Below are 12,247 nucleotides of genomic sequence, written 5' to 3'. Positions count from 1 at the left end.
CAACTCAATGATGAACCTTGCGCAATTGCGCGCACAGCTTGAGCGCAGTTTTTCGCCGCTGGCGTGTGAATGTCTGGTGGATGGTGATCATTCGCTGACCGTGAAGTTATACCACCCGGAGTCGGGGCAGGTGGACCTGGTGATCAGTGGGCTGAAACTCGATGCGCTGCGTACGCCTGAGTCGGTGGAGGCGTTGATCGAAGAGTTGCGCTACGAACTCGAAAGCAACTCCCTGCGCGCCTCAAGAGACCCCGACCTGGCATAACCCATGTAGGAGCTGCCGCAGGCTGCGATCTGTTGATCCTGATCTTGATCTTGCATCTGAACATCAAGATCAAAAGATCGCAGCCTGCGGCAGCTCCTACAGGGTGCGAACGCAAATCAGGTTGTCAGCGCGAGATCAGGGTGTGAACGCAAATCCGGGTTGTCAGCGCAAAACCGGGTTGTGCGCGCGAAATCGACAGCCCGTGCAGGCTGATCTGGCGCCTTTACTGGCGCTTGCGGTGGCCTCGGCTATAAAGAATGAGTGGTCAGGTCTTGCGTGGCCGGTTGGGTCGCGCAAGTTTGTCTTCCATTTATCGCGGGTCGTCCTATGAACAATCCTGGGAAACGCGTGTTGCCGTTGGCTTTTTTTGCCATGCTACTGGCGGGCTGTGCCAGTCCGCCGCCACCGCCTCCTGTTGCTCCACCCCCACCGCCGGAACGTACATGCCAGGTCCTCGAAAACACTGAGGTCGCCGGCGACATGTACGTCGACGGGCAAGTGACTCGACACACCACCACCACCCGTTGCGTCACTCAATAACGCCGGCGGGGCACACGTCCCGGGTTGAGCGGATTGTACTGGTGGCCGATCTGCTCGGCACGGCGGTGTTTGCCGTGGAAGGCGCCATTGCGGCGATGCGCAGTCAGCTCGACTTGCTCGGGGTGATGGTCATCGCGTTTATCGTCGCGCTCGGCGGTGGCGTGACGCGTGACTTGCTGATTGGCGCCACGCCACCCAACGCGGTGGCCGATTGGCGCTATCCGGCGCTGGCGTTTTTCATGGGCGGGCTGGCGTTCGTGTTCCATGAACACGTGCTGGGCTGGTCCGGTTCGACCCTGATTGTGCTGGACGCCGCCGGGTTGGCGCTGTTTGCCGTGGCCGGTGCGCAGAAGGCTTTGAATTTCGCGATTACGCCGTTTGTGGCGATGCTGATGGGGACGATTACCGGCGTCGGCGGCGGGGTGATTCGTGACATCGTGCTGGCGCGGATTCCCGTGGTGCTGCAGGCGGATCTGTATGCCAGTTCGGCGTTTACCGGTGCCGCGGTGTTGATCATCGCGCGGCGCTGCGGTGTGTCGCCGGTGGCAGCAGCGTTGCTGGCAGGCGCAGCGTGTCTGCTGCTGCGCCTGTTGTCAGTGCATTTCGGCTGGCAGTTGCCGAAAGTCATTGACGCCTGAATCTCAAACCTCTTCCAGGCTGACCCAACGCTGCTCGCGCGCAGCGAGGCGAATCGCCGTGGCCAGACGCTCGACCGCCCAGGCCTGTTCGAAGTCGGTGCCACCCTGATGGTTGCCGGCCAGCGCCATCAGCACGTCATGCACCTCCAGCGTCTTCAGTTCGTTGTAGCCCAATTGATGACCCGGGGCTGGGCTGAATGCGGCGTAGCCCGGCAGGTTGGGGCCGGCGAGCAGGCGCTGGAAGCCGTCCTGCCCGGCGCGGAACAGACGCAGTTCATTCAAACGCTCCTGATCGAACGTCAGGGTGCCGCGCGTGCCGCTGATTTCAAAGCTCAGGTGATTTTTGTAGCCGTGCTTGAGCCAACTGCTGCTGAACGTGCCTCGGGCGCCGTTGGCGAAACGCAGCAGGGCGTGCACTTGATCGTCGACGTTGATCGGTTTTTGCGTGGTGCCGGCCGGGCGTTGGCTGTGCACGGTGTGAGTGTCGGCACAAACGGCTTCAACGTCGCCGACCAGATAGCGCGCCATCGACAGCAAGTGACTGCCAAGATCGGCCAGTGCACCGCCGGCATGCGCCGGGTCGCAGCGCCATGACCACGGCGAATCGGGGTCGGCCATGAAGTCTTCGCTGAACTCGCCCTGAAAGCTGATGATCTCGCCGAGTTCGCCGTCGCGAATCAAGTCATGCGCCAAGGTGATCATCGGGTTGTGCTGATAGTTGTAGCCGACACGCGTGACCACACCGGCGTCTCTCGCCGCCTGACGCATCGCGCTGGCTTGTTCGAGGTTCACCGCCAGGGGCTTTTCGCAGTACACCGCTTTGCCGGCAGCCAGGGCGGCCATGGCCATTGGATAGTGCAGGTGATTGGGGGTGGTGATGGCGACCAGATTGACTTTGGGATCATTGATCAAGTGTTGCCAGTCGCTGTGATGGGCGGCAAATCCCCAAGCGTCGGCACACTGGCGGGCACGCTGTGGATCGGCGTCGGCGAGGGCGGCGAGGTTGAGTTTGAACGGCAGTTCGAAGACTGCACTGACATTGCGAAACGCCAAGGCATGGGCACGGCCCATGAAACCTGTGCCGATGAGACCGATACCGAGTTCGCGCATAGCCGTCTTCCTTTGGATTTTTATTTTCAGGAAGGCTATTTATGGAATAAAAATTCCCTTAATGCAAATTTCAGAATAATTATTCAAACCATGTAGGAGCTGCCGCAGGCTGCGATCTGTTGATCTTGTCTTTAAAACAACATCAAAAGATCGCAGCCTGCGGCAGCTCCTACATAGGTCAGTCGATCAGTACATGGGGTGGCAGGAGGTCAGGACAGGAAACCACCGTCCACATTCAGCGCAACGCCGGTGGTGTAGCTCGACGCATCACTCGCCAGGTACAACACCGCACCGGCCATTTCACTCGGATCGGCCACGCGCTTGAGTGGGATCTGCGTTAGCGCCTGCTTGAGGATCGCGTCGTTCTTCACCAGCGCCGAGGCGAACTTGGTGTCGGTCAGGCCTGGCAGCAAGGCGTTGCAACGGATGCCGAACTGCGCGCATTCCTTGGCGAAGACTTTGGTCATGTTGATCACCGCCGCCTTGGTCACCGAGTAGATGCCCTGGAAAATGCCCGGCGAGATACCGTTGATCGACGCCACGTTGATGATGCTGCCACCACCGTTTTCGCGCATCAGCTTGCCGGCTTCGACCGACATGAAGAAGTAGCCGCGAATGTTGACGTCAACGGTCTTCTGAAATGCACTCAGATCAGTGTCCAGCACGTTGCAGAATTGCGGGTTGGTCGCAGCATTGTTGACCAGGATGTCGAGGCGGCCAAACTGTTCCTTGATCCCGGCGAACACCTGGGCAATCTGTTCCATTTCACCGATGTGGCAGGCCACCGCAGTGGCTTTGCCGCCAGCCGCGATGATCGCATCGGCGACGTGCTGGCAGCCGTCGAGTTTGCGGCTCGAGACGATGACGTGGGCGCCTTGCTGGGCCAACAGTTTGGCGATCGCTTCACCGATGCCACGGCTGGCGCCGGAAACGAAAGCGATTTTACCGTCGAGGTCGAACAACTGAGTCTTGGACATAAGGGTTCCTGGTTGTGGGCCGTCAGAGGCTCGATTTCGCAATGACCTGCAAGCTCATCTGCTCCAGCAGTTTGTTCATGTGAATGAACTGCGCGAAGCGTTTGTCCTGGGTCTGGCCATGGTAGAAGCGGTAGTAGATCTGCTGCACGATGCCGGCCAGGCGGAACAGGCCGTAGGTGTAGTAGAAGTCGAAATTGTCGATCTGGATGCCCGAACGTTCGGCGTAGTAATCGACGAATTCGCGGCGGGTGAGCATGCCCGGCGCGTGGCTCGGCTGGCGGCGCATCAATTGCACCGGCGCCGGATCGTCGGCCTGAATCCAATAGGCGAGGGTGTTGCCCAGGTCCATCAGCGGATCGCCGAGGGTGGTCAGTTCCCAGTCGAGCACGCCGATGATCTGCATCGGGTTATGCGGGTCGAGGATGACGTTGTCGAAGCGGTAGTCGTTGTGGACGATGCTCGACGTCGGGTGGTCGGCCGGCATCTTGTCGTTGAGCCAGGCTTTCACCGCTTGCCAGTGCGGCGCGTCCGGGGTCAGGGCCTTTTCGTAGCGCTCGCTCCAGCCTTTGATCTGGCGGGCGACGTAGCCTTCGGGTTTACCCAGATCGCCGAGGCCGCAAGCGTTGTAGTCAACGCGGTGCAGTTCGACGAAACGGTCGATGAAGCTTTTGCACAGTGCCTCGGTTTTCGCCGAATCGAGGCCCAGTTCCGACGGCAGTTCCGAGCGCAGAATGATCCCGTTGACCCGTTCCATCACGTAGAACTCGGCGCCGATCACCGATTCGTCGGTGCAGTGCACGTAGGCTTTCGGGCAATACGGAAAGCCGTCGCGCAGCTGATTGAGAATGCGGAATTCGCGGCCCATGTCGTGGGCGGATTTGGCCTTGTGGCCGAACGGCGGACGGCGCAGGACGAATTCCTGCTCCGGGTATTCGAGCAGGTAGGTCAGGTTCGACGCACCGCCGGGAAACTGGCTGATTGCAGGTAAGCCGCTCAGGCCCGGAATATGCGCCTTGAGGTACGGATCGATCAGGCTGGCATCGAGTTCTTCGCCAGAGCGGATACGGGTGGACTGGTCAGTAAGCGCCATGCTTATCCCTTCTGCTTATTTTGGAGGCCAGACATCATTGGCTAATCTAATGGCGCGCTCGGGCGGTCACAAGCGCGGGTCGGTCTTATAGGTTAGCGTGTTGCCGGATAATCACCTTTGGGAATGTGCGCGCCGGGCGATCGCAGGCTAAGGTTTAGCGGGTATGCCGTGTTCGCCAAGGAGGCTTGAGATGGGCTGTCCGCAAGTCTGTGCCAGTGCCACATTGCAATGCAGTTTTGGCGCCGCGCCGTCGATGCTCAACGTGCTGCCGGTGAATCGCACGCTGACTGGCGGCATGCCGGCGGCGAACATCATGGACCACATCCCGTTGGTCAACATCCTGCCGTTCGGGGTATGCATGAGCCTGGCCAATCCGATGGTCGCCGCCGCGACGGCTGCTGCGCTTGGCGTGTTGACGCCGATGCCGTGCATCCCGGCGACCGCAGCGCCATGGATCCCCGGTGGAGCGCCGACGCTGTTGCTGGGCGGGATGCCGGCGATCGACGCCAACAGCACGCTGATGTGCACGTGGGCGGGGGTGATCAAGATTGTCATGCCGGGGCAGATGCAGATGCTGATTCCCTGAACCGTTACCCTCACCCCAGCCCTCTCCCGGAGGGAGAGGGGGCCGACCGAGATGTCTTGCGCTATACATCGACCTGAATCACCGAGTCGATTATTAGCACAGTGCCTATCTAGGCGACCGAGTCGATTACGGATTCACAGCATGTCTTTCAAATCGCCGTAATTCGCCAATCTCCCCCGATCAGTTCCCTCTCCCTCTGGGAGAGGGCTAGGGTGAGGGGCTTTTCTGAGCTTTCAGACCTGCTGCGGATCCATCCACCGCTGATACCACCAGCGCACCCGCGAAATCGGCTTGCCATCGGCGCCCAGCGGTCGACCGTCCTCGGCATAACCTTGCTCCGGCTCGATCAACTGCCCATTCAGATACCGAGCTTCCAGCGCCGGTTTGCCATTGGCATGAAAGCGCTGATAACGCCCCTCACGTACGCCATCGCGATAAAACTCCGCCTCCGCCACTTGCCCGTCCGGGAAGTAATTGAACGCCTCGCCATGCAACAACCCCCGCCGATAGGTCGCCTTGCGCTGGAGAAACCCCTCCGGTGCGTAAAAACTCGCGACCCCTTGCAGCTTGTCGCGCACGAACGGCATTTGCGCCGAGACCTTGCCATTCGGGTGATACAGCAGTGACGTGCCTTGCAACTCACCCTCGCGGTAATGCAGATCGGCCTGCTTGCGCCCGTCATCCTTGATGTTCAGCGGCCCGTCGAGCTGACCGTCCTGCAAACGTCCCTTGAGCTGCTTGTCCGCCTGCTGCAGATCCAGCGGTATGATCGCCATGGCTTGTCCTTGTCAGTTGACCTGCACCAGGCCGCCCTTGATGGTCAGCATGCCGCCACCGTCGACGGTCTGTGAGGCCGCGCCCTTGTTGGTCAGGCTGATGCCGGCGTCGTTGGTCAGCGTCGTGCCGGCCTTGTTGTCCAGCGAAGTGCCGGCCTGATTGGTCAGCGCCGTGCCGGCCTTCTGCGTGATCGAAGTGCTGGCCGACGTTGCCAGATCGGCGCCGCTCTTGATGGTGAAACTGCCGCCGCTTTGCAGGGTGAGGGTGCCGCTGACCTTGATGGTCAGGTTGCCATCCACGGTCAGGCTGTAATCGCCGGTGACCTTGTCGGTGTAGTTGCCGCCGGTGCTGTGGTTCTGATCGGCGCCGACTTTCACCGTTCGGCTGTCTTTCACTTCGAGGCTGTCGCTGCCGGTCTGAATCGTGACGCTGCGTTTGCCCTTTTCCAGCGTGACGGTTTCGTCGCCGTCCTTCACCGTGCGCGTGCGCGCGTTTTGTACCGTGAGGGTTTCGTCGTGGCCGACGGTGGCGGTGGTGTCGTTGAGCACGTTGATGTTCAGATCTTTCTGCGCCTGCAAGAATACTTCTTCGGCGTCTTTCTTGTCCTCGAAGCGCAATTCATTGAAGCCGCCACCCCCCTTGGACGACTGGGTCTTGATCCCCGACTGAGTCTGATTGGCCGGCAGCGCATAGGGCAGGGCGTTGTCGCCGTTGTAGACGCAACCGGTCACCAGCGGTCGATCCGGATCGCCGTCGATAAAGGTCACGATGACCTCCTGACCGATGCGCGGCACAAACTGCATGCCGAAACCCTTGCCGCTCCACGGCAGCACCACGCGCACCCAGCAGGAACTGGTCTCGTCGTTCTTGCCGTCGCGATCCCAGGGGAACTGCAACTTGATCCGCCCGTATTCGTCAGTCCAGATTTCCTCGCCGGATTTGCCAACGACGATCGCTGTTTGCGCATGCATGCGTGGTTTCGGAGTGGTGCGCTGCGGGCGAAACGCGGTGCTTTTGGGGATCGCTTCGAAGCGGTTGCGATAGCTTTCGTGACTGGCGTCATGGGTGACCCGCGTCACCACCCAATCGATGTTCAGACTGCTGTCGTCATGCCCGTCGAGGGTGAACCAATGCCCGGGAATCAGCCAGCGACAGTCACTCTCACCGACAAAGCGTTTCTCTTCACTGCGCAAACCGTCGACGCGCTGCTTGGTCAGCGCATCACCTTGGGCTTTGGCGTTGTAACCGCCCGGATGCTCATAGACTGACAGCGGGCCGGCCACTGCTTCAGCCTGGCCATACAGCGAGGTGGTCGGCGTGGTGAATTCGTAATCGGTGGCCCGATAGACCCCGGCCACCGCCTGCAAACACACCTGCCCCGAGCGGATCCCGTGCAACTCGCGCAGCCCCAGGCCTTGCCCCAGATAGCTGACCTTCGGCCCGTTGGGAATCTGCACGAAGGCGTCATTGCTGTCGCCCAAAACCAGTGTGTGCTTACCGGCGTCGTGGGTGAAAAACCAGAAGATGCCGTCCTCTTCGAGCAGCCGCGAGACGAAGGCGAAATCGCTCTCGCCGTACTGCACGCAGTATTCGCGCGGCGTGTAGCTGTCGGTCAGCGACAGTTTGAAATCGGTAAAACCGTACGCCTTGAAAATCGTCGTGACGATGTCGGAGGTGGCAAGGTTCTGGAAAATACGATTGTTGCTGCCGAGCGTCAGCCACCACAGCCACGGCCTCAACAACAGCTGATAGCGCTCAGCGGTAGCATCGGCGGGGAGCTGGCGGATCTCGGCGACCAGCGCATCGAACGGGCGGACCAGGGCATCGTTGTGCAACGTCGTGGTGACGTGGCTGGCGACAGCGCTGGTCAGGGTGAGCGCGGTGCCGTCATTGAGGCCGTTGAGGATTTGTGAGCCGAGCGCATTGAGCGCTTCTTCGCCGGACAGCGATTCAGGGAAAAGCGCCGACAGTGAGGTGGCGGTGAGGGAGAGCGAAGTATTGCTGTCGACGGAACGCGGCATCGAACATCCTCAAAGTCAGCAGAAATTGCACTTCAACCGGTGACGTCGAAAAGAATCGGCCGGTGATCCGGGCCAGACATGTCGAAGGTATGCGCCAGCCCGGTGATGTCGACGACGTTGACGGTCACGTCTGCCGACGCCAGGACCCAGTCGAGAATCCCGCCTTTGGCTTGAGTCTGCTGCCCGCCCCAACATTCATAGGCCAAGCCAGCGGTGTCGAGCTGGCCGACTTTGGTGTAATCCAGGTTGAGATCGCCGGTGGCGACCCACTTGCCTCCCAGCGCGGTGCAGGACTTGAGTTGGCTTTTGGTCAGCCCGGTTTGGCCGGATTTGAAATGCGCGAGAAAAACATAACCCGTGTAGCCGTTTACACCAGAAACCTCTATAGCGATCAGATCACGATTCAGTCCATGCAGACTGCCTTGGCTACACACTTGTAGCTTTTCGAAAGCCTTGACCATGACGATGTACCCGTTTGAATAACCACCCGTAAAGGCACAAACCCTGTAGAGGGGATAGACCGACGCCAAGTACGAAGAATAGTTATCCGTTTGCGCCGAATGTATTTCGCATAAAAAAACTATATCGGCGTTCCAGTCATCGCTGGAACAGCACTTGCTGAGAAAGAATTCGACCTGAGTCTGTTTGTCCAAAGTCGAGGACTTGCCATTTTTTTCGATATTGAAACTACCAATTCTCATCGGGGGCAACCTTCGTCGCTTACAGGCCAGGTCATAAATCTTCTTTCATTCGCGGGAGATCAGGTGCCCATTGCGGCAAAGACCACCCGCTCAGGCGGAAAGAATCTTGAAAGCGACTGCGCAAACGCCTGGTCATGACCATTCAAGGTTTGTGTGTAAGTTATTTCCCAGTGTATGGCCTCATCCGCCAGCGATATCAGCTTGGCGAGTTTGCCCATGCAGCCTTCTTTATAAAGATTCGCCCCGATCCAGAAGCCGGATGAATCATCCGGGCAAGGCATGCGAGTGATGAACAGTTCGATGAAGGTTATTTTTTCAGGAATATGCGTGCACAGGGATGCCCACGCCCGGATGAAGTTTTCTTCCGCATGGCCGCCCATCGTATTGGCGATCTGTGGTGTGGTGTATTCATGGGGGTAGGTCAAAGATCTTTTCTGCAAGGCAACATATTCTTCTTCGGTTTTTGCCGAAATCATCGTGGCATGCGCGCTCGCGTCAAATCGATCAGACATGGTTTTAGCCGCGGCCTTGCGCTTTTCCTCCACACTGGCCAGTTGGCGTGCCTTGACGATCGCTACGCACCTTGCATAGTCATCCAGCCCGCATTGGAGTCTTTCCCGATGCAGTTGCATGGCTTCGAACTCGTAGCTTGTCTGACCGGTAGAGACGGCTTTGTGCATTTGCTCCCAATAGGCATATTCCCGCTGGGCAGAGTGTTGGTGCAGCATTTCCATGTCTTTCTTGACGGAAGCCCTGACAGGAGGAATCCGTGGTGCAGGATCGAGTTGCAGAACCGTTTCGCCCATCATCGGCGGGGAGGCAGGTGTGCTGTAACCATTGTTGTGGAAGGTGACCAGGTATTTATCGTCCTTATTGACTCTGCACACGCCTCCTACATGGTTTCTATCGCTTTCTGCCTTGGACATTTCCGCTGTGCACAGCGTTGCGTAAGTAGTCATTTCGATGCCTTGATCACATGTTAGTAAATTGAGTTACCCATTTACTCCAACACCCACTCCGCCAACTTCCCCGTCACCTGCGTCATCAACACATTCTCGACATCGCGCGCGCCCGCTGCGCTGCACTTGGCGAGCACCGCTTTAACAATCCCTGAATCAAATTCGAACTGTTTGCCGGTCGCCGCCTTGTAGCGGCCACGCAATTTCTCCAGCTTGGCCAACACGATGCCTTCCAGCGTCGCCTCGTCCAGTGGCCGATACGCGACCACGGTCATGCGCGCCAGAAACGCCGGGCGGAACGCTTGCAGGAGGACTTTGTGCAGCGCTTCGTTAAAGGCATCGCTGCCGAGTTGCGCGACCGGGGTGTCGAGCAACAGTTCCGCGCCGACATTGCTGGTGGCGAGCATTACGGTGTTCTTGAAATCCACCACCAGCCCGGTGCCGTCCTCCATCAAGCCTTTGTCGAAAACGTTGTAGAACGCTTCGAGAACATCCGGATGGGCTTTCTCGATTTCATCGAGCAATACCACCGAATAGGGTTTGCGCCGTACCGCTTCGGTCAGCACGCCGCCGCTGCCGTAGCCGACATAACCGGGCGGCGCACCTTTGAGCTGGCTGACGGTGTGGGCTTCCTGGTACTCGGAAAGATTGATGCTGATCAGGTTGCGCTCGCCGCCATACAAGGCGTCGGCCAGCGCATAGGCGGTTTCGGTTTTGCCGACGCCGGTGGGGCCGACCAGCAGGAACACCCCGACCGGTTTTTGCGGGTCGGTGAGGCCGGCGCGGTAGGCTTGCAAGCGCTGGGCGATGGTGTTGAGCGCGGTGCTCTGGCCCATGACGCGCTGGCCCATCCGCGTGCCAAGGGTGCGCACGGCGTGGGCTTCGTCGGCGAGCATCTTGCCCACGGGAATGCCGGTCCAGCCGGCGATAACGGCGGCGACGGTTTTCGCGTCGACCTGTTCCGGCACCAGCGGATCGTCCTGGCGAATCGCGTCCAGTCCGGCCTCAAGGCGCAGCAGTTCGGCGGCCAGATGATCGATGCGGCTGTCGGTGGCCTCATCGGGTTTGTCGCTGTCGGCGCGCTCACTCAAATCGAGTAATTCGCGGCGGGTCACGAGCAGTTCGCGCACGGCCACACGTTCCTCGCCCCAGCGGGTTTCCAGTTCACGAATGGCTTGCACATTGGTTTTCGATTCATCTTCCAGCAGGGTGATGCGCTCACGGTGATCGAGGCCTGTGGCCTGTTCGCGGCGCAGGCGTTCGACTTCGTCTTTCAGGCTGTTCTGCCGGTGGCGCAGGCTTTCCAGTGGCGGCGGCACGTCGTGCTGGCCGAGGGCGACGCGGGCGCAGGCAGTGTCGAGAACGCTGATGGCTTTGTCCGGTAACTGGCGGCCGGAGATGTAGCGGTGCGAGAGTTTTACCGCTTCGTGAATCGCCGCATCGAGTACCTGCACGCCGTGGTGCTGCTCGAGTTTGGCGGCGACGCCACGGAGCATTTCCACGGCGGTGATTTCGTCCGGCTCTTCAACCTGCACCAGTTGAAAACGCCGGGCGAGGGCCGGGTCTTTCTCGAAGTATTTTTTATATTCCATCCAGGTCGTGGCGGCGAGGGTGCGCAACTCACCTCGGGCCAGCGCCGGTTTCAGCAGGTTGGCGGCATCACTGCCACCCTCGGCACCGCCCGCGCCGATCAGCGTGTGGGCTTCGTCGATGAACAGGATGATCGGTTTGTCGGCGTTGCGTACCGCGTCGATCACGCCTTTCAAACGTTGCTCGAATTCGCCTTTGACCCCGGCGCCAGCCTGCAACAAACCGAGGTCGAGCACGCGCAGGCTGACGTCTTGCAATGACGGCGGCACATCGCCGGCGGCGATGCGCAAGGCCAGGCCTTCGACCACGGCGGTTTTACCGACCCCGGGAGCGCCGACCAGAATCGGGTTGTTCTGCCGGCGCCTTAACAGAATGTCGATGCACTGACGGATCTCGCCGTCGCGCCCGACAATCGGGTCGATGCGTCCGGCGTGGGCGTCGGCGGTCAGATCCTGAGTGTATTGATCGAGCACCGAGTCTTGCCGTGGCGCAGGATGACCGGCGGATACGTTTCGCGCACCGACATGTTCGCGCGAGTTTTCCGTCCACTCCAACAGGTTGGCGCGCAGGGCTTCCTTGGGGATACGCAGCAGCGACGACGCACTGTTGAGCAGCAGGCTGCGGCGCTCATCGCGATCAATCAACGCCAGCAACAGCAACCCGGAACGAATACTGTCGATGCCCAGCACGCTGGCCTGCACCACCGCGTCTTCCAGCAACCCGAGCGTATGCCCCGACAAGGCTGGCGTGCGGGTACTGCCAGCCTTGAAAAGGTCCAGTGCCTTGTTGATTTCCGCCGTCAGCGCATCACGTTCCAGACCAAAACGCGGCAGCAGAAAAGCCAGGTCGCCGCCCTCGATGTCGAGCAGTTCCAGCAGCAAATGCTCAATCTCGACAAAGTGATGCCCGCGTTGCAAACACCGTTGCGCCGCGCGTTCGAGCGCCCGGCGATTGTCCGGGTTGAGGCGTCCGATCAGGCTGGCCAGTTCCATT

At 59.8% G+C, this 12,247-nt stretch carries 11 protein-coding genes; 3 read left to right on the top strand and 8 right to left on the bottom strand.

From position 1 onward, the window contains the following. Positions 1 to 7: 7 nt before the first annotated feature. Together C2E19_RS17800 and C2E19_RS17795 are read left to right on the top strand one after the other, a co-directional pair. Complete coding sequence (locus C2E19_RS17800) at positions 8 to 265, top strand: DUF1652 domain-containing protein (protein ID WP_129394393.1); 258 nt, start codon at positions 8 to 10, stop codon at positions 263 to 265. A 581-nt stretch (positions 266 to 846) separates the two neighbouring features. Beyond that, entirely contained in the window at positions 847 to 1,443 is a 597-nt protein-coding gene (locus C2E19_RS17795; RefSeq protein WP_256661215.1) for a trimeric intracellular cation channel family protein, read from the top strand. Positions 1,444 to 1,446: 3 nt separating this feature from the next. Here C2E19_RS17795 and C2E19_RS17790 read toward each other — a convergent pair whose 3' ends face one another. The 3 genes from C2E19_RS17790 to C2E19_RS17780 form a co-directional block, all read right to left on the bottom strand. Next, entirely contained in the window at positions 1,447 to 2,553 is a 1,107-nt protein-coding gene (locus tag C2E19_RS17790; RefSeq protein ID WP_129394391.1) for a Gfo/Idh/MocA family protein, read from the bottom strand. Between the two features lie 209 nt (positions 2,554 to 2,762). Further along, entirely contained in the window at positions 2,763 to 3,530 is a 768-nt protein-coding gene (locus C2E19_RS17785) for an SDR family oxidoreductase (RefSeq protein ID WP_016985259.1), read from the bottom strand. Positions 3,531 to 3,552: 22 nt separating this feature from the next. Further along, positions 3,553 to 4,620: a phosphotransferase family protein gene (locus C2E19_RS17780; RefSeq protein WP_129394390.1), complete on the bottom strand. Its 1,068-nt coding sequence runs from the start codon at positions 4,618 to 4,620 to the stop codon at positions 3,553 to 3,555. 190 nt (positions 4,621 to 4,810) lie between these two features. Between C2E19_RS17780 and C2E19_RS17775 the strand changes: the two genes are divergently transcribed. After that, on the top strand, positions 4,811 to 5,206 hold the full coding sequence (locus C2E19_RS17775) for a DUF4280 domain-containing protein (protein WP_129394389.1): 396 nt from the start codon (positions 4,811 to 4,813) through the stop codon (positions 5,204 to 5,206). A gap of 233 nt (positions 5,207 to 5,439) precedes the next feature. Here the strand turns inward: C2E19_RS17775 and C2E19_RS17770 are convergent, their stop codons facing one another. The 5 genes from C2E19_RS17770 to tssH are packed head-to-tail and all read right to left on the bottom strand — an operon-like array spanning position 5,440 to position 12,246. Further along, complete coding sequence (locus C2E19_RS17770; protein ID WP_129394388.1) at positions 5,440 to 5,982, bottom strand: toxin-antitoxin system YwqK family antitoxin; 543 nt, start codon at positions 5,980 to 5,982, stop codon at positions 5,440 to 5,442. Between the two features lie 12 nt (positions 5,983 to 5,994). Next, complete coding sequence (gene tssI, locus C2E19_RS17765) at positions 5,995 to 8,004, bottom strand: type VI secretion system tip protein VgrG (protein WP_129394387.1); 2,010 nt, start codon at positions 8,002 to 8,004, stop codon at positions 5,995 to 5,997. 32 nt (positions 8,005 to 8,036) lie between these two features. Further along, positions 8,037 to 8,705 (bottom strand): endonuclease/exonuclease/phosphatase family protein, encoded by a 669-nt coding sequence (locus C2E19_RS29425; protein ID WP_129394386.1) that lies wholly within the window; start codon positions 8,703 to 8,705, stop codon positions 8,037 to 8,039. Positions 8,706 to 8,764: 59 nt separating this feature from the next. Further along, entirely contained in the window at positions 8,765 to 9,664 is a 900-nt protein-coding gene (locus C2E19_RS17755; protein WP_129394385.1) for a hypothetical protein, read from the bottom strand. 41 nt (positions 9,665 to 9,705) lie between these two features. Then, positions 9,706 to 12,246, bottom strand: a complete 2,541-nt coding sequence (tssH, locus tag C2E19_RS17750) for a type VI secretion system ATPase TssH (RefSeq protein ID WP_129394384.1) — start codon at positions 12,244 to 12,246, stop codon at positions 9,706 to 9,708. Between the last annotated feature and the right edge of the window lies 1 nt (position 12,247).

Origin of the sequence: Pseudomonas sp. DTU12.3, assembly GCF_004124275.1 — a bacterium.
GTDB classification, from domain to species: domain Bacteria; phylum Pseudomonadota; class Gammaproteobacteria; order Pseudomonadales; family Pseudomonadaceae; genus Aquipseudomonas; species Aquipseudomonas helmanticensis.
Note: the sequence above shows the minus strand (reverse complement) of the source record. Positions and strands in the feature narration are given on the sequence as shown.